Raw genomic sequence first — 24,272 nt, 5'->3', positions numbered from 1 at the left:
AATAAACATATCATTTACTATCATTTGTCTTAACTTCGTATATTATATATCAACATACCATTCATTATAATTGTAACTTCATATCATTTATTATATATCTGAATTGCATTTTATAACTTAATTAGCTCGGGAAGAGTCATACTTCAACTTGAACTCCTCACGGGCGTGATTATTGCGCATGACAACAACCACATAGTCACCATCCTTAACTGTTCCTACCTTGGCAACAAGCGTATAATAACCATACTGACCAGACTTTCCATAATCACCTGTTTCGGTAATGATTAACTTCTTGCCAACCAACTGAGTTGCAAACTTGATATTTGTACCTTGGTCGAAGATTACATTCTTATGAGTCAGCATCAGCTGACCACCCGGAAGAACCTTGCAAACCAACTTCTCATCATTCTCAGCCTTACTGTTAGACTCCTCGCTTACGGCAGAGCCCGCAGTCATGGAATAGCTGAGCAAAGAGAAACCTGACTCATCGGTGGTAACGCGACTAACTGTTTCACCCATTTCATCGTCAGATGCACTGCAACTTACAAATCCTATTGTCATCATAGTCATAGCGATGACCATCATAAAATACTTCTTCATAGTTATACCATTTACTAATTGTTTTCATTATCATTTAAACCAGTCATCTTCAGATTCCAGCCTTTCGGCCTTACCATCCGATGCTTTTAAAAACAAACACCTTTCGGTTTAAATCATCTTTTACAATTACACAAATGATATGTTGGGAGGAGTGATATCATTTACTATTGGTTATCATTTACTATTGCTTATCATTTACTATAGGGCTTATACCCCTCTTACATGTCCTGTTCTTTCGTTTGAACATTGCAAATATAGGAAAAAAGTCAATAGGATGCAAGTTTTCTCAGTTAAATAATGTAAAGATTTTCATGTTATCGTGCACAATACGCATTACTTGCTGACAGATTGTATGATTGCGGGAAAAAAGGGGATAAAACAAAAGCGGGAACCCTTTCGGATTCCCGCTCATATCTTGTGTTGTAAAATCTCGAAGATTAGTCGAGGTTAGCCAACTTGTTGTCAGAATGAAGAACATCCTTGATCTTGTGGCTATAGAGGTCAACCATGTACTCACGAGCCTTACCGCAGTACTGACGTGGGTCGAAGTACTCTGGGTGAAGAGCCAATGTCTCACGAACACCTGCTGTGAAAGCAAGACGAGAGTCAGAGTCGATGTTGATCTTGCAAACAGCGCTCTCAGAAGCCTTAGTCAACTGCTCCTCTGGGATACCAACTGCATCTGGCAACTTACCACCGAACTTGTTGATGATATCAACATACTCCTGAGGAACTGAAGAAGAACCGTGGAGAACGATAGGGAAACCAGGAAGCTGCTCCTCAACTGCTGCCAATACGTCGAATGCCAATGGAGGAGGAACGAGGTGACCAGTCTTAGGGTCACGTGTGCACTGCTCTGGCTTGAACTTGTAAGCACCGTGAGAAGTACCGATAGAGATAGCCAATGAATCAACACCTGTACGTGTAGCGAAATCTACAACCTCCTCAGGCTTTGTATAGTGAGACTCCTCAGCTACTACGTCATCCTCAACACCAGCGAGGACACCGAGCTCACCCTCTACAGTTACACCGAACTGATGAGCGTAATCAACAACCTTCTTTGTCAATGCAATGTTCTCCTCGTATGGAAGTGCAGAACCGTCGATCATTACAGAAGAGAAGCCGAAATCTACACAGCTCTTACATGTCTCGAAGCTATCACCGTGATCGAGGTGAAGAACGATCTCAGGATGGTTGCAACCCAACTCCTTAGCATACTCTACAGCACCCTCTGCCAAGTAGCGGAGCAATGTAGGGTTAGCATACTTACGAGCACCCTTAGATACCTGAAGGATAACTGGTGACTTCAAGTTTGAAGAAGCCTGGATGATAGCCTGGAGCTGCTCCAAGTTATTGAAGTTGAAAGCAGGAACGGCCCAACCGCCCTTGATAGCTCTTGCGAACATGTCCTTAGTGTTCACAAGACCGATTTTCTTGTAATCTACTGCCATAATTTTACTTAATTTATTGTTTAATGAAACATTCTTTTTTTTCTTATATATAATAAGGTGTAGAACTTATGAGGCTCTTTCCTTACCGAGTGCAAATTTACCTTTTTCTTTTGAGACAACAAAATGATAATTCGATTTTTCGTGTTGCAATCGAGTTAAAAAAGTTAATTCCGCACCAATACCCTACAAAACACAAAGCTTTTGCTAAACGCAGTTAGCAATTTAACATCTTTATATTTACATCTTTCTGTCCAACCGCCAGTTACTTCTTGGTAAGTTTATATTCACGAGCCGCATAAGCCAGAACGATGACAAATCCTACGAGCGGTACCAGGAAAGGAAGCGTGAAATGAGTACGGTCGGCGATGAGTCCCATCAACAGGAAACCGCACCCTCCGATTGGCGTCATCATCAGAAGCGAAGAGGCTGTCTTGGTAAGGTTGCCCAAACCCGTGAGGGCGATACTGAAGATGGTAGGGAACATGATGGCCTCGAACATATAGTTGCAAAGCAGGGCTACCAGCGATAGCTTACCCAGATTTGACAGGACTAAAAGTATACAGACAACACACCCCACAGCGCAGATCAGCAACATCGTTGTTGCCTTGATTCTGCGCATAATCCAGGAACCGAGGAATCTGCCTACCATAAAGAATGCCAGCGCACAAGTCAGGGCTACGGAAGCCGTACGGTCGTCCATCCATTTCATGCCCGTAACGAAATTGATGAAGTAGGAATTGATTGAAATCTCTGCCACTTCATAGCTCAGCAAAGCCAGAAGTCCAAACACGAACATCTTGTGATGGGAAAAGAGTTTGCTGATATTAGAACCGGCTGCCTCATCTTCTGCTGTTGCCACATGACTGATTTCCGGTAAATCTACACGTGAGAAAACCAGAGCTATCACCAGCACCAGAATACCCAGAATGGTATAAGGCACCACCACATTGCCGCCCTCTTCGGTCTGGTTGAAGAGGAACTGACCGATGCAAAGTGTGGCGAAAATGCCACCCAATCCATTAAACGACTGCGATAAGTTCAGTCGGCTGGTAGCTGTTTCCTTGGCACCCAGTTCGGTAACATAGGGATTGGCGGCTGTTTCCAGGAACACCAAACCGCACCCGATAATGAAAAGGCAGAGCAGGAATGCTGAGAAACTGCCCACCGTAGCACCCGGGATAAAGAGCAAGGCGCCCACACCAAAAAGGAGCAGACCGAAGACTACTCCACGGCGATAACCATACCGGTTGATAAAGAAGCCAGCAGGTATTGCCATCAGGAAATAACCCAGATAGGTAGTAACCTGAATAAGGGCGGAATGAGTAATACTGATGTGCAGAGCATTCTGGAAGTGCTTGTTGAGTACATCCAGAATGGCACGAGCGAAGCCCCACAAAAAGAAGAGCGACGTAATGAGAATGAACGGGACAAGATATTTCCTGTCGGTTGTCTGATTTGTATCTGTCTGTTGTTCTGTTAACATTTTATTTATCTTTTCTTCTATAAAGAGTTATAGAAATACATTTTATTTTTCGTTGTAATGGAAATAGCCAAAGTCGGCATATCCACTCTTTTCCTTGCCTTCTGCAAACATACCGAGAACCACGCCTGTAAATCCACCGGCAACCTCAGTACTCATCAGGGAACAGTTCATGGAACCCAAGTCATGGAATTTCTTTCCATCAAAAGAATAGGCAAAACGGTACATCTCGCCATCGCTGCTGATACGCAACCTTACGGCGTCTTTGCGCAAACGGGGAACGCTTTTCACAACATAGTCGATGCTTTTCAGTTTGCAGCGCAAAGCCACCTGTTTCTTTGAAACGAAGAGGTCGAGATGACCATCATGAATCTGATAGACAGACAGACCTGCCTCTGCATCACCTTTCGTTACGACATCCGTCTCCAGGATAAAGTTGGCACTCTCCTGCCTGCGCCCCACAAAGGTAGGCTGCAGATTCTGCGTCAGGGTTCCATGAGGATAAAGACGCACGAAGAACTTCTCATCCACGGCCATCGTATCATTACGCAGATAATTGTCAGGAATAGGATTCTGCAACTGTACCCATTCGAAAGATCCGCTCGTCGGTGCATCCTCTGCATCTGCATCAAGATGCTTTTCCAAAGGAACACCAGGCAACAGTTTAGCCTTCATCAAAGTATCTGCAGGCAATCCACCGTTCACAACAGGCCATTCTCCCTCCTTCCACTCCACAGGAGCCAGGTAGGTTTCTCTTCCGAGATGATGATAAGAACCGCCAAAGTTGCGATAGGCTAGGAATACCATCCACCAGCTTCCGTCGGCAGCCTGAACCAAGTCGCCATGACCGGTACCCTGAATCTGCATCGACTGTCCCAGACGGCTGCAGTTGGTAAGAAGCGGATTGTTCGGATTACTCTCGTAAGGTCCCTCGATATTCCTGCTACGGGCGATAGTAAGACGATGCGCCAGTTCGGTTCCACCTTCTGAAATGAGAAGATAGTAATAGCCATCTTTCTTATAAATATGCGGTCCTTCAGGATAGCGTCCGCCATCCCCCTGCCACAGTTTCCTGCTCTCTGTAAGCTGTTCGCCCGTCTTTGGGTTTATCTCACAGAGCCAGATGGCATCGCCCGGATTGCTCACCATGTAGCATTTTCCGTTTTCGAAATAAAGCGAAGGATCGATGCCCTGCTGCTTCAGCCAGACAGGCTCGCTCCAAGGACCACGGGGGTCTTTGGCTGTAACCATGAAGTTGCCACCGTTGCCTACATTGGTAGTTATCATATAGTAAGTTCCCTCATGATAGCGGATGGTAGGCGCATAGATGCCAAGCCACGAACTGGCACCCTTCAAAGGAAGCTGACTCTCGCGGTCGAGCACATTACCAATCTGTTGCCAATGAACCAAATCCTTACTCTGGAAGATTGGCACACCGGGGAAATACTGGAATGAAGAGTTGACGAGATAGAACGTATCTCCTACCCGACACACGGATGGGTCGGGATGATAACCCGGAATAACGGGATTACGATATTCCTGAGCTGATACCGGCAAGCATGTCAATACCAGCATCCATAATAGTACAAACAGTTTTTGCTTCTTCATAAGGCATTCATTTTAGATGGGAACAAAGGTAAGGCTTTTCGATGGAAATTCCAAACTTTCCCAGGATTATTTGTTGTTTATATCAAATATAATTGTCTTTACTATCAGATGAAATCTCCGTTCATAGACGTTGAACGGCGGTTCAGCGTCGATGAACGGCGGTTCAACGTCGCTGAACGGACATTCAGCGTCGATGAACGAAGATTTCATTCTACTGTAAATACATCTTTAACTAGAAATAGAACGTTTCTGATGTCTATTCTGAGACAACTCTTCCCGTCATTCCTTCGGAATCAAGACGGCTCCCTCCTGCTTCTTACCATCCATCAGAATTCTCATCGGGTGCTCAAAGCGCACATGACGGACATATTGCGTCTCCTCTACAGCCGGCATGGCATCCAGGATTTCCTTATTTACAAAGCCGCCTTCACCGGTATTTGTATCTACCGTAAAGTATCCCACGCCAAAAGAGGTGAGGTTCTGGAAGAAGTGAGTACCCTGACTAGGATCGATATTGTAATTCTTCAGAGCCACCTCTACGATAACCCGGGCAGCGCTGATATGCGGCCACTTTACAGGTACACCCAGATAATGGTCGCTGGAACCCCAACGGCCAGGACCTATCAGCACATAGTTCTTGCCGTCAGCAAGGAACTTGCGGTTGATTCGTTCTATATCATCGGCTACATAAAAATTATTCATCGCAGAGAAGTGGTCATCATACTTCACATAAACCACATCAACCACATCTTCGCTGATGCCATGACCCAACGAATTGTGCGAACGCAACAGGCAGTCGGAATCAGGGATAGCCTTCACATCTTCATCAAGCATCTCCTTGGCATCGACGATAGGACGAATCTGAAGAAGATAGAATTCGCAAGTCCTGTCATTATTGATATTGCAGGCAAACTCTATCTCCACAGGTCTGCGCATAGCCCCTGCTCCATACTTCATCGACATCTGCAGTATCTCTGGCAAAGGCACCACTCCATGCTGGAGCACACTTGAGAAGGTTATCAGTTTGCGGCCATTCTCATAGACTCCATCATTGATGACCTGATCGTACGGATCGAAAGTAGATGCGATATAGGTAAGACTCTGGTCTTCTACGGCATCCTTCACCCGAAGTTTGAGAATATTAAAGCCATCATCTACCTTGAAATCATTGCCCACATGCTTCATATCCAGCGCATAGAACTGGGTCTGGGTGTCGCGCAGAGCCAGCTCAGTTTCCGATGTCTGGAGCACCTGATTCGGATGGTAAGGACAAACACGAAGGGTCTGACCTCCATCTACGATATATTTACCCAAGCCCAAGGCCAGACTGGCTATACCCTCTTCAGCCTCTTCATCACCTATCGGATAATAATTGAGCGAACGGAGCACACCGCTCATGGTAGGATAAAACCTTGTACCATAGTCTTTACCCACAACCTGCTGCAAGATAACAGCCATCTTTTCCTGATCAATGACATTACTCGTTGCGGTCATGTAAGCCTTCGAATCGCGATAGAACACAGAAGCATAGACACCCTTGATGGCACAGGCCAGCATCTGCAGCATCTGATACTTATCTTCCAGATACGGAATCATATAGGTAGAATAAATACCGGCAAACGGCTGATAGTGGGCATCTTCGAGCAGCGAACTTGAACGGATTGCGATAGGACTCCTGGTTGCCTCAAAGAAGGTGAAGAAGTCGGCTATCAGCGAATCGGGCAGCTGGGCATGCAGGAAGTGCTTCAGAATCTCATCGTCGCTAGCATCACTCAAAGCTATCGGATAGAGATTGTTGCTCATCATGAACTCGTCGAAGATATCGGTACAGAGCACCACGGTCTTCGGAATCTGCACGGTGGCATTCTCAAACTGATTGAACTCAGGATGGCGCTTGATGATGTTGTCGAGGAATGCAAGACCTCTACCCTTTCCGCCCAGGGAGCCTTCTCCGATACGGGCAAAGTGGGCATACTTGTCAAACTTCATGCGGTCGAAAACAGCCACTACACCGATGTTTTTCATGTGACGATACTGCACGATGGCATCGAAGATAATCTGTCGGTGAGCATCTACATCCTGTAATTTCTCCCAGGTAACATGCTTCAGGAAAGCTGATACAGGGAAGATGGCACGAGCACAAAGCCAACGGCTCATATGGTTGCGGCTGATATGATAGAGCATGGAATCGTTAGGAATATTGAAGATGTTATCCTGCAATTCCTTCAAACTATGAATGCGCATAATCTCCTCATGGGTCTTAGGATCACGGAATATGAAATCGCCAAAGCCCATGTGCTCTTCCATCAGACGGCGAAGATCTACGCTCATCTTCTTCGAGTTCTTGTCAACAAAGCGGAAACCTTCTGCCTCTGCCTTCGCACGGTTCTCACTTTCAGAACTTTCTATGATAAGCGGAACGAAAGGATCGTTCTTCCTGATATAACGGAAGAGTTGCAAACCTGCATCAGGACATTTCTCGCGACCGAAAGTATCCGTACGATGCTTAGGCTTCTCTTCAGGCATCACCTCATTACCAAAAGCTTTGGCAGCACTCTTTAGCGGGAAACGTGCATCGCTGATTACACCCAACGTGTTATCAGAATACTTATCATACAGTTTCTGGGCTTCCTCGTAAGTACGAGCCAAGACCACCTTAGGACGGCCACGCATACGCATGGTAGCCGCATGCCGGTTCAGAGCCTCCTGAGAAAAGTTCTTGCTCTGCTCCAATATATAATTATAGAGATTAGGCAATATAGAACTATAGAAACGGATAGAATCTTCTACCAGGAGAATCATCTGAACGCCTGCTTCCTGTATGTCATGTTCAAGATTCATCTTATCCTCTATCAGCTTGATGATAGAAAGAATAAGATTGGTGTTGCCAAGCCAGCAGAAGACATAATCGAAGATACTCAAGTCTTCATTCTGCATACGCTTGGTAATACCATGAGAGAAAGGCGTAAGAACAACACAATGGATATTGGGAAACTTACCCTTGATGTCGCGCGCTACGTCGAAGGCATCATTATCAGCATTGCCAGGCATGCAAATCACCAGATCTATGACGGTAGAACGCAGCACGGCAGCAGCCTCTTCGGTAGTAGAAACTTGAGTAAAGGTTGGCGGATAGCGGAGACCCAGCTCCATATATTCATTATATATCTTCTCTTCGATACGTCCATCATCTTCAAGCATGAACGCATCGTAAGGATTGGCTACAATCAGTACATTGTAGATACGGCGCATCATCAGATTCACAAACGATACGTCTTTCAAGTAGAATTTATTCCACTCCTGAGGTATATTATTTTCCATAAATGAAGTTAAAGTTTGTGCAAAGATACTGATTTTCTGAGATTTACTTGCATCTTTCAACATTTTTTTTTATATTTGTGCCATAAAATATGAAGATATGGTTACAAAATCTTTCATCACAGCCATCTTGGCTATATTCAGCCTGGTTCCATGCTACGGACAAAAGCACCAGCACGGCAAGGCATCATATTACTCTAAGAGAGCAACAGGTGCCCGTTCTGCAAGCGGCCAGAGAATACATCATGACAGTTTAACATGTGCACATCGGTTTTATCCCTTCGGAACGCACCTCAAGGTTACAAACCTTAGCAATGGCAAGAGTACTATCGTAAAAGTCATCGACAGAGGGCCGTTTGGAAGAGGTAGAATCATCGACCTATCATGGAAGGCTGCAAAAGAAATTGGTATGATTGCACAAGGCGTAGCGACTGTAAAAGTTGAAATGGTGGAAAACCCGATTCCTTACAAGCCAGAGGACACAAAATTACCTAAGATTGATTTCGAAGTGGCTGAAACGGAATATGAATTTCCAAACAAGTGGGGAACTACTGACAGGAATAAGGAAAATCATCACAGCAGTAAAAAAGGAACAAATAAAATTACTTCAAAGGTAATAAATAAAACAGAGCACCATAAAAGCAAAGAGTAACCAAGGCAGATCTAAAAAAGCACAATACAGATATAGCAAAAGTAAAGGCGAGAATCATCATTGATTCTCGCCTTTACCTTTTTATATATAACTGAATCCTAAAATAAGATACTATCATACAAATTCATGATCTTACCGGAATCTTATCTGGATTTTGTCGGAATATCAAACTGATTAACCTTGGAAATCGTCTTACCGCCTTGTATCACAGAAACACAGAAACAAGCTGTACCATTCTTCAAACGGTTATCAGCCTTGACCATTGCTGTATAGCGAATCACAGGACCAGGAGCAATACTTTCTACATGAACGCTTGGAGATATGAAAATATGTTTATTGCCAGTGGTCTCAATAACGGTTGGAACTACATCATACAACGTGTGAGCTCCGTTATTTCGGATTTCAAAAATAACCTTGGCTGTTTCATTCCGATTCAAAGTATTGTCCTCATTTGAATCAACAAAACGAGCATTCATGATTTCCAAAGAAGATGAATAAGCATAATTCTGCCCCAGTTCTTCCAGAGTAGAACTAGGAATAGTAGCTACAGGCTGCTGAGCACTATAACTTCCGGTATAATCCCTATCATTGAAATCATAAATCCTATCATCCCCCGAATGAGTTGAATCAAAGATTTCGTCATTGGAATAAACAGGTGAAGATTGCTGGTAAACTCCATCCTGATAAGAATGATGATCACGGTGTGATCTATCTCGATAAACAGATTCTCTTTGCTGCTGGGATTTCTGGTCAGCCTGACTACCAATGGCCGCTCCAACGGCAGCACCGCCAGCCATGCCGATAATAGTACCCATATCTGAACCTCTAGGACCACCAGACAAGCCACCGATAGCAGAACCAAGAATAGAACCAAATGTGGCACCAGCATAAGCACCACTTCCCGTATAAGTATCGCAGCTACTCAACAGCAAAGAAGAGCAAGCTACAAAAAGCATAATCTTTTTCATCTTCATTAAGCTTTAAATTTCTGCTGCAAAGATACAAAGAACTAAAAGAATAAAAACAAAAAAATCCCTAATAATGATTAGGAAAAACCCTAAAAGAGCAGATAGTTTTGAAAAGGGGACAAAAAAAGCGCCCTTGTCAAGACAAGGACGCTAAATTTATCTGAGATGATTGAAAATTATTCAGCCTTTGGAGCCTCCTCAGTTGCAGGAGCCTCAGTCTCAGCTACAGGAGCCTCTTCAGCCTTTGTTGACTTACGACTACGACGAGTCTTCTTAGCAGCAGCCTTCTGAGTCTTAGCCATATTCTCATCAAAGTCAACGAGCTCGATGAAAGCAATCTCAGCTGCATCACCCTGACGGGTACCCAACTTGATTACGCGAGTGTAACCACCTGGACGGTTAGCTACCTTCTCAGCTACCTCACCGAAGAGAGCCTTAACAGCATACTTATTCTGAAGATAACGGAAAACTACACGACGTGAAGTTGTTGTATCGTTCTTAGAACGAGTAATCAATGGCTCAACATACTTCTTAAGAGCCTTTGCCTTTGCGAGGGTCGTAGTGATTCTTTTGTGCTCGCTCAAGATAAGTGATGAAGCCATGTTAGCCAACATCGCATTACGATGAGAAGCAGTACGACCTAAATGGTTGAATTTCTTATTATGTCTCATTTTTTGTTTTTGCTTTTTGGACTACGAACCTTTAAGATTCCTTGTCTAATTTATACTTTGAAATATCAGTTCCAAAAGACAGATTCAGACTCTCGAGCAAATCATCAAGCTCTGAGAGCGATTTCTTACCAAAGTTGCGGAACTTCAAGAGGTCAGTCTTATTAAACTGAACCAAATCACCAAGAGTCTCGACATCAGCTGCCTTCAAGCAGTTGAGGGCACGAACACTAAGATTCATGTCTACGAGACGAGTCTTAAGCAACTGGCGCATATGAAGAACCTCTTCATCAAACTCCTGATTGCTCTCCTGATCCTGAGTCTCAAGAGTAATCTTCTCATCAGAGAAGAGCATGAAGTGATAAATAAGAATCTTCGCAGCCTCTTTCAGTGCATCCTTTGGACTAATGGAACCATCTGTTGTAATTTCAAGTACGAGCTTATCATAGTCGGTCTTTTGCTCAACACGATATGGTTCTACAGCGTACTTTACATTACGAATAGGGGTGTAGATGGAATCGATTGGGAGAACGTTAACGTCAGTGCAGAATTGACGATTCTCATCAGCAGGAACATAACCACGTCCCTTATTAATAGTCAAATCGATCTGCATCGAAGCTTTGGCATCTAAATGACAAATCACCAAATCAGGGTTTAACACTTCAAATCCAGTCAGATACTTACCGATATCACCTGCTTTGAATTCTGTAGAATTCTCAACGGTGATACTAACTTTCTCATTCTCGAATTCTTCTACTACTTGCTTGAATCGAACTTGTTTGAGATTCAAGATAATGTTAGTAACATCTTCCTTTACACCAGGAACTGAAGAGAACTCATGCTCAACACCCGCAATGCGGATCGTGTTAACAGCATAACCCTCCAATGATGAAAGGAGAATGCGGCGCAGGGCGTTACCAATGGTAACACCGAAGCCAGGCTCCAAAGGACGGAATTCAAACTTTCCGAACTGGTTATCAGCCTCTAACATTACTACTTTATCAGGTTTTTGAAATGCTAATATCGCCATTAATGTAATGATTTATTTAGAGTACAACTCAACGATTAACTGCTCCTTAATATTCTCTGGAATGTCGGCACGCTCTGGCTTGTGCAAGAACTTACCGCTCTTTGAATTATCGTCCCACTCAATCCATGGGTACTTGCTATGATTGAAACCTGCAAGAGCTGCTTCGATAACCTCGAGAGACTTAGACTTCTCACGAACACCAACAACCATACCAGGCTTAACTGCAAATGAAGGGATATTAACTACCTTACCATCAACAACGATGTGCTTGTGACCAACCAACTGACGCGCAGCAGCACGTGTTGGAGCGATACCAAGACGGAATACAACGTTATCAAGACGGCACTCGAGATTCTGAAGAAGAACCTCACCAGTAATACCATCAGCCTTAGCAGCCTTATCAAACATATTACGGAACTGACGCTCTAATACACCATAAGTGTACTTAGCTTTCTGCTTCTCTGCCAACATGACACCGTACTCAGACATCTTACGACGACGGTTGTTGCCATGCTGTCCAGGAGGGAAGTTTCTCTTGGACAAAACTTTGTCAGCGCCGAAGATTGGCTCACCAAAACGACGCGCAATTTTAGATTTCGGACCTATATATCTAGCCATAATATTATATAAATGCTATATTGTTTGTATCTTAATTAATAATGCTAACCTCAAGCGTTATACACGACGACGCTTTGGAGGACGGCAACCATTGTGTGGTAATGGAGTTACGTCAACGATTTCAGTAACCTCGATACCTGCACCGTGAATAGCACGGATAGCAGACTCACGACCATTACCTGGACCCTTAACATAAGCCTTAACCTTACGAAGACCAAGATCAAAAGCGACCTTTGCACAATCCTCTGCAGCCATCTGAGCAGCATAAGGAGTATTCTTCTTAGAACCACGGAAACCCATCTTACCAGCAGAAGACCAAGAAATGATCTGACCCTCATTGTTAGCAAGAGATACAATAATGTTATTGAATGAGCTATGAACGTGAAGCTGACCGATAGCGTCAACGCGTACATTTCTCTTCTTAGATGTTGCTTTTTGCTTTGCCATAATTAATTTCCTCCTTCAGAATTACTTAGTAGCCTTCTTCTTATTAGCAACAGTCTTCTTCTTACCCTTACGTGTACGAGCATTATTCTTTGTGCTCTGACCGCGAACTGGAAGACCATTACGATGTCTAACTCCACGATAGCAACCAATATCCATCAGTCGCTTAATGTTCATCTGGATCTCTGAACGGAGATCACCTTCAACTTTGAACTCAGCGCCGATAATTTCACGGATCTTAGCTGCCTGGTCATCAGACCACTCGCTAACCTTCAGGTCACGGTTTACACCGGCCTTATCCAATATCTTTGCTGAACTACTTCGACCAATACCGTAGATATAGGTCAATGCGATTTCGCCACGCTTATTCTGGGGCAAATCTACTCCAACAATTCTTATTGCCATTGTTTAAATAAATAATTAAAAAATTAATACCTTTCGTTTAAAGCGGTGCAAAAGTACAACTATTTTTTGAAATAACGGCACTTTTACAATACTTTAACATTAACCCTGACGTAATTTCATCTTAGGGTTCTTCTTGTTGATAACGAACAGACGACCTTTACGACGAACGATCTTACAGTCAGCTGAACGCTTCTTTAATGATGCTCTTGTCTTCATAACCTTATATATGATTATTATTTGTATCTAAAAACAATTCTACCTTTGGTAAGGTCATATGGACTCATCTCCACCTTTACCTTATCACCAGGTAAAATCTTGATGTAATGCATTCTCATCTTACCAGAGATATGAGCTGTGATGTCAACTCCATTCTCTAATTCTACTCGGAACATCGCATTTGACAATGCTTCTACAATTGTTCCATCTTGCTCAATAGCGGCTTGTTTTGCCATAATATAAATATTTGTCCTTCTTAATGTTAAACTTCTACGAATGAAGATAAAATTGTGCTTTATCTTTTCGAGCAACTTTGTGCCATCACTATCAGATAAAAATCATAATTAGATGACATATTAGCGGGAAAAGGCTCTCCAAGTGGATGAGGAATTACCTATCCAAATGGAGAGTCGTCTCACATAATATAGTAAATTCAAGTCAGCTTTACTTGAAGATGAAGTAAAACTGCACTCTGAATAATTTCATCTTCTGTCTTCAGAAATTTCTCATTTCAAAAGAAAAAGATTAATATGCAGCAACACCACCCTGACGCGTATGGCCTGAATTCAAAAGACCATCATAGTGGCGCATAAGCAAATGACTCTCGATTTGTTGTAATGTGTCAATGACAACACCAACCAAAATCAATAGAGATGTACCTCCAAAGAATTGAGAGAAAGCTTGCTGTACATCGAGAAGTCCTGCTAATGCAGGCATGATTGCAATAAACGCAATAAATAACGAACCTGGTAAAGTAATACGAGACATTACGGTATCAATGTACTCAGCTGTATCCTTTCCTGGTTTTACGCCAGGAATGAAACCATTGTTACGTTTCATATCCTCAGCCATCTGAGTAGGATTCAATGTAATAGCTGTATAGAAATAAGTAAATGCAATAACCAAGATTACATAAACAACATTATATAGCAAGCTACGATTATCCATCAACTGCTGAACAACACTACTAGCATTTTCAGACTGATAGCGAACTATTGCCAATGGAATAAACATTAAAGCCTGTGCAAAGATGATAGGCATTACGTTAGCTGCAAAAAGTTTCAAAGGGATGTACTGACGTGCACCACCATATTGCTTATTTCCAACCAAGCGTTTAGCATACTGAACAGGGATCTTACGTGTACCTTGCACCAAAAGAATTGATGCACAGACTACAGCATAAAGGATAAGAATCTCTACAATGAACATGATAAGACCACCACCTGAAATTGCCTGCAAACGAGAAGTTACCTCCTGAACGAAAGCCTGTGGCAAACGGGCGATAATACCAATCATAATAATAAGAGAGATACCATTACCTACTCCCTTGTCAGTGATACGCTCACCTAACCAAAGGATAAACATACTTCCTGCGGCCAAGATAATTGTTGCCGGTATCATGAATACCGTCCAACTAATACCTGTGGCTAGAGCATTGGCAGCCTGCATTTTCAAATTCAAAAGGTAACTAGGAGCCTGAAAGACCAAAATGGCCACAGTCAGGACTCTAGTATACCATTGTATTTTTTTGCGGCCGCTCTCGCCCTCGCGCTGCATCTTCTGGAAATAAGGTACAGCAACAGCAAGAAGCTGCATAACGATTGAAGCTGAGATATAAGGCATAATTCCGAGTGCAAAGATAGATGCATTGGAAAATGCACCACCAGAGAACATGTCCAATAGCGACATAAGACCGCCAGAGGTCTGCGACTGAAGTTTTTCCAACATGCCCGGATTGATACCTGGAAGTACCACAAACGAGCCAAAACGGTAAATAGCCGTAAACAGAAGAGTAATGAGGAGTCTCTGACGGAGATCCTCTATCTTCCAACAGTTCTTTAGTGTCTCAATAAACTTTTTCATTTACTTAGATTATAGTTGCGTTACCACCTACTGCCTTGATTGCTTCTTCGGCAGTCTTTGAGAAAGCATTAGCTTCAACTTCCAATTTTGCTTTAAGTTCACCGTTACCGAGAACCTTTACAAGCTCCTTGCCGTTTGTGAGGCCAGCAGCCTTAAGTTCCTCAATACCGATTTTAGTAAGGTTCTTTGCTTCAGCAAGAGCCTGAAGAGTTGAAAGGTTTACTGCGAAGTACTCCTTATGGTTGATATTCTTAAAACCAGCCTTTGGAACACGACGCTGCAATGGCATCTGACCACCTTCGAAACCAATCTTTCTCTTATAACCAGAACGAGCCTTGGCACCCTTATGACCACGTGTAGAAGTACCACCGAGACCAGAACCTGGACCACGACCAATACGACGACGTGAATGGGTAGAACCTGCAGCAGGTTTCAAATTATTTAATTTCATAATCGTTCCTAATTTAAAAAGATTAATTAATCAACTACACTTACGAGGTGATGAACCTTACGGATCATACCACGGTTGCTAGGAGTATCCTCTACCTCAACAACCTGAGAAATCTTGTGGAGACCAAGACAAGCGAGAGTACGCTTCTGATCTACTGGAGCACCGATTTTACTCTTAATCTGCTTGATTTTAATTGTTGCCATATTCGATTTTTCCTAATTAACCGTTAAATACTTTATCCATACTGATACCACGCTCACCTGCTACAGTATAAGCATCACGCATCTCTGCAAGAGCTGCGATAGTAGCCTTCACAAGGTTATGGGCATTTGAAGAACCCTTAGACTTAGCGATGACATCCTTGATACCTACGCTCTCAAGTACTGCACGCATAGCACCACCGGCCTTCAAACCAGTACCGGCAGCAGCTGGCTTAATAAGAACCTTAGCACCACCAAATGAAGTTTCAACCTCATGAGGAACAGTACCCTTGAGTACAGGAACCTTTACCAAGTTCTTCTTAGCAGCTTCAGTACCCTTTGCGATAGCAGCAGTAACCTCACCTGCCTTACCAAGGCCGTAGCCGATTACGCCATTACCGTCACCTACAACGACGATAGCAGCGAATGTGAAAGTACGACCACCCTTTGTAACCTTAGTTACACGGTTGATAGCAACCAAGCGATCCTTAAGTACTTCTTCGTTATTTACTTTTACTTTATCCATTGCCATAATCGTTTAAAATTTAAGACCACCATTACGAGCACCTTCAGCCAACTGCTTTACACGACCATGGTAAAGGTAACCATTACGGTCGAAAACTACTGCCTCAACGCCAGCAGCCTTAGCCTTCTCAGCAATGAGCTCGCCAACCTTAGTTGCCTGCTCCTGCTTAGGCATCTTCTCCAAACCGAGTGAAGAAGCTGATGCAAGTGTAGTGCCTGTCAAATCGTTAATAACCTGAGCGTAAATCTGCTTGTTAGAGCGGAATACACTAAGACGTGGACGCTCAGCTGTACCGTTCACACTCTTACGAATGCGGAACTTTATCTTAATTCGTCTTTCTACTTTCTTTGTTGTCATAATCGTAAATAATTAAAATTACTTAGCTGAAGCACTCTTACCAGACTTTCTGCGAATAACTTCACCCTTAAAGAGGATACCCTTACCTTTATAAGGCTCAGGCTTGCGGAAAGAACGAATTTTTGCACAAACGAGTCCCAACAACTGCTTGTCGCAAGACTCCAATGTCAAGATTGGGTTCTGGTTTCTTTCAGACTTAGTCTCAACCTTAATCTCCTTAGGCAACTGGATGAAAATAGGGTGAGTGTAACCCAAAGCAAACTCAATGATATTACCCTGGTTAGAAACACGATAACCAACACCTACCAATTCCAAAACCTTTGTATAACCAGCGCTTACACCAACAACCATGTTGTTAACGAGAGAGCGATACAAACCGTGGAAAGCCTGCTTCTGCTTAATATTTACAGGACTATTTTCATCGATTTCAAAGCTAATATGACCATCTGCATTATTAAACTTGATAGATGGATCAATCCACTGAGAAAGTTCACCCTTAGGGCCCTTTACTGTACAAACATGAGAAACCTCATCATAATTTACAGTAACACCTGCAGGGATACTAATTGGCAATTTTCCTATTCTAGACATATAAAAGCCTCCAATTAATAAATATAGCAAAGAACCTCGCCACCGATCTTAAGATCAGAAGCTTCTTTGTCTGTCATTACACCTTTGGATGTAGATAAGATTGCAATACCTAATCCGTTAATAACTCTTGGCATGTCCTTGTAACCGGTATACTTACGCAAACCTGGAGTTGACACGCGCTTCAAACACTTGATAGCGTTTTGCTTTGTAGTTGGGTTGTACTTCAAGGCAACCTTAATTGAGCCCTGAGGACCATCCTCTACAAACTTGTAATTGAGGATGTAACCTTTCTCGAAGAGGATCTTAGTGATCTCTTTCTTCAAGTTAGACGCAGGAACTTCTACAACACGGTGATGAGCCATGATTGCATTTCTGAGTCTTGTCAGATAATCTGCTATTGGATCTGTCATAAAATATAAATGTTTAATTAATCGGGACTACCCCGACAATATTAAATAAAAAAATATTCTTACCTTTGAAAGGATTACCAGCTAGCCTTCTTTACACCTGGAATCAAACCAGCAGAAGCCATCTCACGGAACTGGATACGAGAAATACCGAACTGACGGATATAACCCTTTGGACGACCAGTAATCTTGCAACGATTGTGAAGACGGATTGGGTTTGCATTCTTAGGGATAGCCTGAAGCTTACGAGCTGCCTCGTATGCTTCGGCTGGATCATTAGAAGTTGCAATAATCTTTTTCAGTGCTTCGCGCTTTTCAGCGTAACGAGCTACAAGCTTTGCACGCTTAACCTCGCGAGCTTTCATTGATTCTTTTGCCATATCTCTTAATCTTTATTTGCGTTCTTGAATGGAAGACCAAAAGCCTTCAAAAGAGCAAAACCTTCTTCATCAGTCTTAGCTGTTGTTACGAAGGTAATATTCATACCCTGAATACGATCGATCTCATCGATATTAATCTCAGGGAAGATAATCTGCTCTGTGATACCTAATGTATAGTTACCACGACCATCAAACTTGCTCTCAATACCCTTGAAGTCGCGAATACGAGGAAGAGAAACACGAACGAGTTTCTCCAAGAACTCGTACATACGCTCACGACGCAATGTTACCATAACACCGATAGGCATCTTCTTACGAAGCTTGAAGTTTGCAATATCCTTTTTAGAATATGTAGCAACAGCCTTCTGACCGGTGATAGCAGTAATCTCATTGATTGCTACATCAACAATTTTCTTGTCCTGAGTAGCATCACCAAGACCCTGATTGATGACAATCTTCTTCAATACTGGAATCTCCATAGCTGAAGAGTAGTTGAACTGCTTCTGAAGAGCAGGAGCGATTGTCTCCTTATATACTTTCTTTAACTGTGCTGTATCCATTACTTGATTTCCTCCCCTGACTTTTTAGCGATGCGAACAACGTTTTTACCCTCATGCTTGATAGCAACACGAGTAGCCTTGCCACTCTTAGGATCAATCAAACTCAAATTTGAGATATGAATAGGAGCCTCCTGCTTAACAATACCTCCCTGAGGATTCTTAGCAGATGGCTTAGTGCTCTTAGAAACCATGTGCACACCTTCTACGATAGCACGGTTCTCCTCAACGAGGACCTTAAGCACCTTACCAGTCTTGCCCTTATCTGCACCGGCAATAACGATAACGGTATCGCCTTTCTTAATATGTAACTTACTCATTACTTCTTACTTTTTAAATATTAAAGAACCTCAGGTGCCAAAGAAACGACTTTCATATTTACTGCACGAAGCTCACGAGCAACAGGACCGAAGATACGGCTACCACGAAGCTCACCTGCATTGTTAAGCAATACACAAGCGTTGTCATCGAAACGGATGTAAGAACCATCTGCACGACGAATTTCCTTCTTTGTGCGAACAATCAAAGCCTTTGATACTGCACCCTTCTTCAAATCACTTGATGGGATAACGTTCTTGACTGCAACAACAATAACGTCACCAACGCTAGCGTAACGACGGCCTGTACCACCGAGAACTCGAATGCAAAGAGCCTCACGAGCACCGCTGTTATCACATACTGTAAGTCTTGATTCAGTCTGTATCATAATTACTTAGCTTTTTCTACAATTTGTACTAATCTCCATCTCTTTGTCTTAGACAGAGGACGAGTCTCCATGATCATAACTGTATCACCTACGTTAGCCTCATTATTCTCGTCATGTGCATGGTACTTCTTTGTCTTCTGGACAAATTTACCATAAATAGGGTGCATCTCCTTGAACTTAGCTGCAATAACAATGGTTTTATCCATCTTGTTGCTAATAACAACACCCTGTCTTACTTTTCTTAAATTTCTTGTTTCCATCTGGACCATTATTATTTGTTAAGTTCTCTCTGACGAAGTTCAGTTTTCATACGTGCAATATCACGACGAGCAACCTTAATCTCTGATGGATTCTCAAGTGGAGTTACATTATGATTGATCTTCTTCTTGTTCAAAGCATCAACAGCTGCCTCCAACTTCTCAACCAATTCTTTGGTCTCGATATTTTTAATTTCTGCAATCTTCATAATTAAGCGTTTTTATCGTAATCACGTCTAACAATAAACTTAGTCTTAACAGGAAGTTTCTGAGCGCAAAGGCGAAGACCTTCTTTTGCAATATCGAAACTAACTCCTTCAACTTCGAAGAGAATTCTACCTGGTGTAACAGGTGCAACCCATCCTGCTGGATCACCCTTACCTTTACCCATACGGACATCAGCAGGCTTGCGAGTGATTGGCTTATCAGGGAAAATTCTAATCCAGACCTGACCTTGACGGTTCATATAGCGGTTCAATGCTACACGAGCTGCCTCAATCTGACGACTATCGATCCACTTTGATTCAAGAGTTTTGATACCAAAAGAACCGAAAGCCAATTGTGTACCTCTGTGAGCGTTGCCTTTGTTGCCACGACCATCTTGAGGTCTTCTATATTTAACTCTTTTTGGCTGTAACATGATAGCTTTCTAAAATTTAACGGTTATTGTTTCTTTTACGATTACCACCACGGTTGTTAGAGCGACCGTTACCACGGTTGTTGCTCTTATTGTCCTGTGAGAAGTTTGGAGTAAGATCAGCCTTACCATAAACCTCACCACGGCAAATCCAAACCTTAATACCAAGCAAACCTACCTTTGTAAGTGCCTCGCACTGGCAATAGTCGATGTCTGCGCGGAATGTATGAAGAGGAGTACGACCCTCTTTGTACATTTCTTTACGTGCCATTTCAGCACCATTCAGACGACCTGTAATCTGTACCTTGATACCCTCAGCGCCAGCACGCATGGTGTTAGCAACTGCCATCTTGATAGCGCGACGATAAGCAATCATGTGCTCAATCTGAGTCGCAATATTCTTACCAACTATAGTAGCATCAAGCTCAGGCTTTTTAACCTCGAAGATGTTGATCTGAATATCTTTCTTATAAAGCTTCTTCAACTCTTCCTTCAACTTATCAACATCCTGACCACCTTTACCAATGACAATACCTGGACGGGCTGTACAAATAGTAATGGTAACAAGTTTCAATGTACGTTCGATAATAATACGAGAAATGCTTGCTTTAGCAAGACGCTCGTTAAGATACTTACGGATTTTCTGATCCTCAACGAGGTTATCACCGAAGTTCTTACCACCGAACCAATTTGAATCCCAACCACGGATAACACCAAGTCGGTTACTAATCGGATTAACTTTCTGTCCCATTCTACTTAATTATTTTTCGTCATTAGTTTTTGCATCAACAAAAAGAGTTACATGGTTAGAACGCTTACGAATTCTATAACCACGACCCTGTGGTGCAGGTCTCATACGTTTCATTGTAACGCCTTCGTCAACGAAGACCTTACTGATATAAAGCTCACCGTCTTCAGCCTTGCGATTATTCTTAGCTTCCCAGTTAGCGATAGCTGAACGAAGTAATTTCTCTACATCAGCTGATGCCTGCTTCTTAGAGAAGCGAAGTACTCCGAGTGCACGGTTAACCTCCATACCACGAATCATGTCTACTACATAGCGCATCTTACGTGGAGAAGAAGGAACGCCTACCAACTTTGCGAAGTACAAGTTTTTACGGGCTTCTTTCAATTTCTCAGCCGCAATATGTTTTCTTGCTCCCATTATTTACTTAAATTTTAAATGGTTTAACCCTTAGCTTACTTTCTGTTACCAGAGTGACCGCCAAAGCGACGTGTTGGAGCAAACTCTCCAAGCTTGTGGCCAACCATATTCTCTGTAACATAAACAGGGATAAATTTGTTACCGTTATGAACTGCAACAGTATGTCCTACGAAATCAGGAGATATCATTGAAGCTCTAGCCCATGTCTTAACAACATTCTTCTTGCCACTCTCGTTCATAGCGAGAATTTTCTTCTCGAGAGAAACGTTGATGTATGGACCTTTTTTAAGTGAACGACTCATAATTTACTCTTTATTTTTTGTTAGCTCTTTCGATAATATACTTGTTAGAAAGCTTCTTAGGTGCGCGAGTCTTAAGACCCTTAGCGTACAAGCCCTTACGTGAACGTGGGTGACCACCACTCTGGCGACCTTCACCACCACCCATTGGGTGATCAACAGGGTTCATAACAACACCACGGTTGTGTGGACGACGACCCAACCAGCGAGAACGTCCAGCCTTACCAGACTGTTCAAGAGCGTGGTCAGAGTTACCAACACTACCAACTGTAGCTTTACAAGCACTCAAAATCTGGCGTGTTTCACCAGAAGGGAGCTTAATTACACAATAACTGCCCTCACGAGAAGTCAACTGAGCAAAATTACCAGCCGAACGAACCAACAAAGCACCCTGACCAGGACGCAACTCGATGTTGTGGATCACTGTACCTACAGGGATGTTTGCCAAAGGAAGACAGTTACCGATCTCAGGAGCAGCTTCTGCACCTGACATCAAAGTAGCGCCTACCTCAAGTCCGTTAGGAGCAATAATGTAACGTTTTTCACCATCAGCGTAGTAAAGCAATGCGATACGAGCCGAACGGTTTGGATCGTACTCGATTGTCTTAACAACTGCTGGAACACCATCTTTCTCACGTTTGAAGTCGATTAAACGATACTTCTGCTTGTGACCACCGCCAATGTAGCGAACGGTCATCTTACCGGTGTTGTTTCGACCGCCGGTAGAACGTTTACCGTAAACGAGAGACTTCTCTGGCACGGATGCAGTAATATCCTCGAACGTGCCAATAACCTTGTGTCTTTGACCCGGAGTAACCGGTTTTAATTTACGTACTGCCATTTTTTATTTTAAATATTGCTGTAAAAATCAATTGTATCGCCCTCCTTAAGAGTAACGATTGCCTTCTTGAACGCATTCTTCTGACCCTTAACAAGACCTGCCTTAGTGTAACGGGCAGAGCGCTTGCCAGCGTAACGAATAGTGTTCACGTCAACTACTGTAACATTATACAGACTCTCAACTTCCTTCTTAATCTCGAGCTTATTAGCCTCAGGACGAACAACGAAGCCATAGCGGTTAGGCTGCTTGTCTGTAATCTTGGTCATCTTCTCAGTAACCAATGGTTTGATAATAAATGCCATATTCTAATATCTCCTTTATTTTGTTAAGATCTGGTCGATAGTCTCCAGCGACTTTTCTGTAATCACTACTACATCAGCGTTCAAAACTTTGTACGAATTGACGTTAGATGCGAGGATAACCTCAGCGCGCTGTAAGTTACGTGCAGACAAATATACGTTTTTATTTGATTCTGGCAAAACGAAGAGCACTTTTTTGCCCTCAATTTTAAGATTCTTAATAATACTTAAGAATTCTTTAGTCTTTGGAGCCTCAAATGTAAAGTCTTCCAACATTACGATTGCGCTTTCCTGTGCCTTATAAGACAGAGCAGACTTACGAGCAAGAATCTTTACTTTTTTGTTGAGCTTGAAGCGGTAATCACGTGGTTTAGGACCAAAAACGCGAGCACCACCTACGAGTACAGGTGAGTTAATATCACCACGGCGAGCACCGCCGCCGCCCTTCTGACGACCAAGCTTACGAGTAGAACCGCTCATCTCGCTTCTCTCCTTAGACTTAGCTGTACCCTGACGCTGGTTAGCGAGATACTGCTTTACGTCAAGATAGAGAACGTGATCGTTAGGCTCAATGCCGAAGACTGCATCATTAAGAGCTACCTTGCGGCCGGTCTCCTGACCTTTGATATCTAATACGCTAACTTCCATTATTTCTCAATTAAAACAGTTGAACCTTTGCATCCAGCGAAAGAACCCTTAACAATAAGAAGATTCTGCTCTGGAATTACCTTTAACACCTGAAGGTTCTGAGTTGTAACTCTGTCACCTCCCATTTGGCCGCCCATGCGCATACCCTTGAATACCTTTGCAGGGTAAGAACAAGCACCAATAGATCCCGGCTTACGAGCGCGGTCATCCTGACCGTGAGTAGACTGACCTACACCACCGAATCCGTGACGCTTAACAACGCCCTGGAAGCCTTTACCCTTTGATGTACCAATTACATCAACGAACTTGCAATCGTTGAAGATTTCAACTGTAATTGTGTCACCGAGGTTGTACTCCTCATCAAACTTGAACTCGGCCAAGTGCTTCTTAGGTGTTGTGCCTGCCTTCTTGAAGATTCCCATCATAGGCTGAGAAGTACGCTTCTCCTTTGCCTCTTCGAAACCTAACTGATAAGCCTTGTAACCATCCTTTTCTACAGTTTTCACCTGGGTTACAACACAAGGACCTACTTCGATAACAGTGCACGGAATATTCTTACCGTCGGCACTGAAAACGGATGTCATTCCGATTTTCTTTCCAATTAATCCTGGCATTTCAATTTAATTTAAA

At 42.9% G+C, this 24,272-nt stretch carries 35 protein-coding genes; 1 reads left to right on the top strand and 34 read right to left on the bottom strand.

Features of this window, described 5'->3' with window-relative positions; all coding sequences use genetic code 11:
• Nucleotides 1-117: 117 nt before the first annotated feature.
• The 5 genes from ONT19_RS14170 to ONT19_RS14150 all read right to left on the bottom strand — a co-directional run bounded on the left by ONT19_RS14170 (nt 118) and on the right by ONT19_RS14150 (nt 8,460).
• Nucleotides 118-600 carry a hypothetical protein gene (locus ONT19_RS14170; protein WP_119228771.1) on the bottom strand — a complete coding sequence of 161 codons (483 nt, stop codon included), beginning with the start codon at nt 598-600 and terminating at the stop codon, nt 118-120.
• Between the two features lie 437 nt (nt 601-1,037).
• Complete coding sequence (locus tag ONT19_RS14165; RefSeq protein WP_022122161.1) at nt 1,038-2,051, bottom strand: class II fructose-bisphosphate aldolase; 1,014 nt, start codon at nt 2,049-2,051, stop codon at nt 1,038-1,040.
• Between the two features lie 262 nt (nt 2,052-2,313).
• The gene (locus ONT19_RS14160) at nt 2,314-3,534 is read right to left on the bottom strand and encodes a sugar MFS transporter (RefSeq protein ID WP_264953122.1); all 1,221 of its coding nucleotides are present in this window, start codon (nt 3,532-3,534) and stop codon (nt 2,314-2,316) included.
• 42 nt (nt 3,535-3,576) lie between these two features.
• The gene (locus ONT19_RS14155; protein WP_218434870.1) at nt 3,577-5,139 is read right to left on the bottom strand and encodes a glycoside hydrolase family 43 protein; all 1,563 of its coding nucleotides are present in this window, start codon (nt 5,137-5,139) and stop codon (nt 3,577-3,579) included.
• A gap of 279 nt (nt 5,140-5,418) precedes the next feature.
• Nucleotides 5,419-8,460, bottom strand: coding sequence for a PEP/pyruvate-binding domain-containing protein (locus ONT19_RS14150; RefSeq protein WP_119237485.1), 3,042 nt, complete (start codon nt 8,458-8,460; stop codon nt 5,419-5,421).
• A 97-nt stretch (nt 8,461-8,557) separates the two neighbouring features.
• Between ONT19_RS14150 and ONT19_RS14145 the strand changes: the two genes are divergently transcribed.
• Nucleotides 8,558-9,109 carry a septal ring lytic transglycosylase RlpA family protein gene (locus tag ONT19_RS14145; protein ID WP_264913993.1) on the top strand — a complete coding sequence of 184 codons (552 nt, stop codon included), beginning with the start codon at nt 8,558-8,560 and terminating at the stop codon, nt 9,107-9,109.
• A gap of 143 nt (nt 9,110-9,252) precedes the next feature.
• On the opposite strand, the gene ONT19_RS14140 is transcribed toward ONT19_RS14145, so the two are convergent.
• From ONT19_RS14140 to rplC, 29 genes are all read right to left on the bottom strand, one after another.
• Entirely contained in the window at nt 9,253-10,077 is an 825-nt protein-coding gene (locus ONT19_RS14140; RefSeq protein ID WP_264953121.1) for a glycine zipper family protein, read from the bottom strand.
• Nucleotides 10,078-10,253: 176 nt separating this feature from the next.
• On the bottom strand, nt 10,254-10,748 hold the full coding sequence (gene rplQ / locus ONT19_RS14135; RefSeq protein ID WP_264953120.1) for a 50S ribosomal protein L17: 495 nt from the start codon (nt 10,746-10,748) through the stop codon (nt 10,254-10,256).
• 31 nt (nt 10,749-10,779) lie between these two features.
• Nucleotides 10,780-11,775, bottom strand: a complete 996-nt coding sequence (locus ONT19_RS14130) for a DNA-directed RNA polymerase subunit alpha (protein ID WP_022122154.1) — start codon at nt 11,773-11,775, stop codon at nt 10,780-10,782.
• Nucleotides 11,776-11,787: 12 nt separating this feature from the next.
• Nucleotides 11,788-12,393: a 30S ribosomal protein S4 gene (gene rpsD, locus ONT19_RS14125; RefSeq protein ID WP_006848811.1), complete on the bottom strand. Its 606-nt coding sequence runs from the start codon at nt 12,391-12,393 to the stop codon at nt 11,788-11,790.
• A gap of 57 nt (nt 12,394-12,450) precedes the next feature.
• A complete protein-coding gene (gene rpsK / locus ONT19_RS14120; protein WP_022122153.1) occupies nt 12,451-12,840 on the bottom strand; it encodes a 30S ribosomal protein S11 in 390 nt (129 codons plus the stop codon).
• Between the two features lie 21 nt (nt 12,841-12,861).
• Complete coding sequence (rpsM, locus tag ONT19_RS14115) at nt 12,862-13,242, bottom strand: 30S ribosomal protein S13 (protein ID WP_006848813.1); 381 nt, start codon at nt 13,240-13,242, stop codon at nt 12,862-12,864.
• A 99-nt stretch (nt 13,243-13,341) separates the two neighbouring features.
• Nucleotides 13,342-13,458, bottom strand: a complete 117-nt coding sequence (gene rpmJ, locus ONT19_RS14110) for a 50S ribosomal protein L36 (RefSeq protein ID WP_006848814.1) — start codon at nt 13,456-13,458, stop codon at nt 13,342-13,344.
• Nucleotides 13,459-13,475: 17 nt separating this feature from the next.
• The gene (gene infA / locus ONT19_RS14105; RefSeq protein ID WP_006848815.1) at nt 13,476-13,694 is read right to left on the bottom strand and encodes a translation initiation factor IF-1; all 219 of its coding nucleotides are present in this window, start codon (nt 13,692-13,694) and stop codon (nt 13,476-13,478) included.
• 289 nt (nt 13,695-13,983) lie between these two features.
• Nucleotides 13,984-15,321, bottom strand: a complete 1,338-nt coding sequence (gene secY / locus ONT19_RS14100; protein WP_006848816.1) for a preprotein translocase subunit SecY — start codon at nt 15,319-15,321, stop codon at nt 13,984-13,986.
• A gap of 4 nt (nt 15,322-15,325) precedes the next feature.
• Complete coding sequence (gene rplO / locus ONT19_RS14095; RefSeq protein WP_006848817.1) at nt 15,326-15,772, bottom strand: 50S ribosomal protein L15; 447 nt, start codon at nt 15,770-15,772, stop codon at nt 15,326-15,328.
• 26 nt (nt 15,773-15,798) lie between these two features.
• A complete protein-coding gene (rpmD, locus tag ONT19_RS14090; protein WP_006848818.1) occupies nt 15,799-15,975 on the bottom strand; it encodes a 50S ribosomal protein L30 in 177 nt (58 codons plus the stop codon).
• A gap of 16 nt (nt 15,976-15,991) precedes the next feature.
• Nucleotides 15,992-16,504 (bottom strand): 30S ribosomal protein S5, encoded by a 513-nt coding sequence (gene rpsE / locus ONT19_RS14085; RefSeq protein WP_006848819.1) that lies wholly within the window; start codon nt 16,502-16,504, stop codon nt 15,992-15,994.
• Between the two features lie 6 nt (nt 16,505-16,510).
• The gene (gene rplR / locus ONT19_RS14080) at nt 16,511-16,855 is read right to left on the bottom strand and encodes a 50S ribosomal protein L18 (protein WP_022122151.1); all 345 of its coding nucleotides are present in this window, start codon (nt 16,853-16,855) and stop codon (nt 16,511-16,513) included.
• Nucleotides 16,856-16,873: 18 nt separating this feature from the next.
• Nucleotides 16,874-17,446 (bottom strand): 50S ribosomal protein L6, encoded by a 573-nt coding sequence (gene rplF / locus ONT19_RS14075; protein ID WP_153093123.1) that lies wholly within the window; start codon nt 17,444-17,446, stop codon nt 16,874-16,876.
• Nucleotides 17,447-17,460: 14 nt separating this feature from the next.
• Nucleotides 17,461-17,856: a 30S ribosomal protein S8 gene (rpsH, locus tag ONT19_RS14070; RefSeq protein ID WP_006848822.1), complete on the bottom strand. Its 396-nt coding sequence runs from the start codon at nt 17,854-17,856 to the stop codon at nt 17,461-17,463.
• 74 nt (nt 17,857-17,930) lie between these two features.
• Entirely contained in the window at nt 17,931-18,233 is a 303-nt protein-coding gene (gene rpsN, locus ONT19_RS14065; protein ID WP_006848823.1) for a 30S ribosomal protein S14, read from the bottom strand.
• Nucleotides 18,234-18,238: 5 nt separating this feature from the next.
• Nucleotides 18,239-18,793: a 50S ribosomal protein L5 gene (gene rplE / locus ONT19_RS14060; RefSeq protein WP_022122149.1), complete on the bottom strand. Its 555-nt coding sequence runs from the start codon at nt 18,791-18,793 to the stop codon at nt 18,239-18,241.
• On the bottom strand, nt 18,793-19,110 hold the full coding sequence (rplX, locus tag ONT19_RS14055; protein WP_234564235.1) for a 50S ribosomal protein L24: 318 nt from the start codon (nt 19,108-19,110) through the stop codon (nt 18,793-18,795). Before rplX ends, rplE begins: the two co-directional genes overlap by 1 nt.
• A 20-nt stretch (nt 19,111-19,130) precedes the next feature.
• Entirely contained in the window at nt 19,131-19,496 is a 366-nt protein-coding gene (gene rplN, locus ONT19_RS14050; protein ID WP_006848826.1) for a 50S ribosomal protein L14, read from the bottom strand.
• Nucleotides 19,497-19,498: 2 nt separating this feature from the next.
• Nucleotides 19,499-19,765, bottom strand: coding sequence for a 30S ribosomal protein S17 (gene rpsQ, locus ONT19_RS14045; RefSeq protein ID WP_006848827.1), 267 nt, complete (start codon nt 19,763-19,765; stop codon nt 19,499-19,501).
• Nucleotides 19,766-19,767: 2 nt separating this feature from the next.
• Nucleotides 19,768-19,962 (bottom strand): 50S ribosomal protein L29, encoded by a 195-nt coding sequence (gene rpmC / locus ONT19_RS14040; protein ID WP_006848828.1) that lies wholly within the window; start codon nt 19,960-19,962, stop codon nt 19,768-19,770.
• Between the two features lie 2 nt (nt 19,963-19,964).
• Nucleotides 19,965-20,393, bottom strand: a complete 429-nt coding sequence (gene rplP, locus ONT19_RS14035; RefSeq protein ID WP_006848829.1) for a 50S ribosomal protein L16 — start codon at nt 20,391-20,393, stop codon at nt 19,965-19,967.
• 16 nt (nt 20,394-20,409) lie between these two features.
• A complete protein-coding gene (gene rpsC, locus ONT19_RS14030) occupies nt 20,410-21,141 on the bottom strand; it encodes a 30S ribosomal protein S3 (RefSeq protein WP_006848830.1) in 732 nt (243 codons plus the stop codon).
• Between the two features lie 9 nt (nt 21,142-21,150).
• Nucleotides 21,151-21,555 (bottom strand): 50S ribosomal protein L22, encoded by a 405-nt coding sequence (gene rplV, locus ONT19_RS14025; protein ID WP_006848831.1) that lies wholly within the window; start codon nt 21,553-21,555, stop codon nt 21,151-21,153.
• Between the two features lie 35 nt (nt 21,556-21,590).
• Nucleotides 21,591-21,857, bottom strand: a complete 267-nt coding sequence (rpsS, locus tag ONT19_RS14020; protein ID WP_006848832.1) for a 30S ribosomal protein S19 — start codon at nt 21,855-21,857, stop codon at nt 21,591-21,593.
• Nucleotides 21,858-21,867: 10 nt separating this feature from the next.
• Nucleotides 21,868-22,695 carry a 50S ribosomal protein L2 gene (gene rplB, locus ONT19_RS14015; RefSeq protein ID WP_022122147.1) on the bottom strand — a complete coding sequence of 276 codons (828 nt, stop codon included), beginning with the start codon at nt 22,693-22,695 and terminating at the stop codon, nt 21,868-21,870.
• 8 nt (nt 22,696-22,703) lie between these two features.
• Entirely contained in the window at nt 22,704-22,997 is a 294-nt protein-coding gene (gene rplW / locus ONT19_RS14010; RefSeq protein ID WP_006848834.1) for a 50S ribosomal protein L23, read from the bottom strand.
• Nucleotides 22,998-23,012: 15 nt separating this feature from the next.
• Nucleotides 23,013-23,642, bottom strand: coding sequence for a 50S ribosomal protein L4 (gene rplD / locus ONT19_RS14005; RefSeq protein ID WP_022122146.1), 630 nt, complete (start codon nt 23,640-23,642; stop codon nt 23,013-23,015).
• Complete coding sequence (gene rplC / locus ONT19_RS14000; protein WP_022122145.1) at nt 23,642-24,256, bottom strand: 50S ribosomal protein L3; 615 nt, start codon at nt 24,254-24,256, stop codon at nt 23,642-23,644. Before rplC ends, rplD begins: the two co-directional genes overlap by 1 nt.
• Nucleotides 24,257-24,272: the final 16 nt, after the last annotated feature.

Source organism: Segatella copri (genome assembly GCF_026015625.1).
Classification (GTDB): Bacteria; Bacteroidota; Bacteroidia; order Bacteroidales; family Bacteroidaceae; genus Prevotella; species Prevotella copri_H.
Note: the sequence above shows the minus strand (reverse complement) of the source record. Positions and strands in the feature narration are given on the sequence as shown.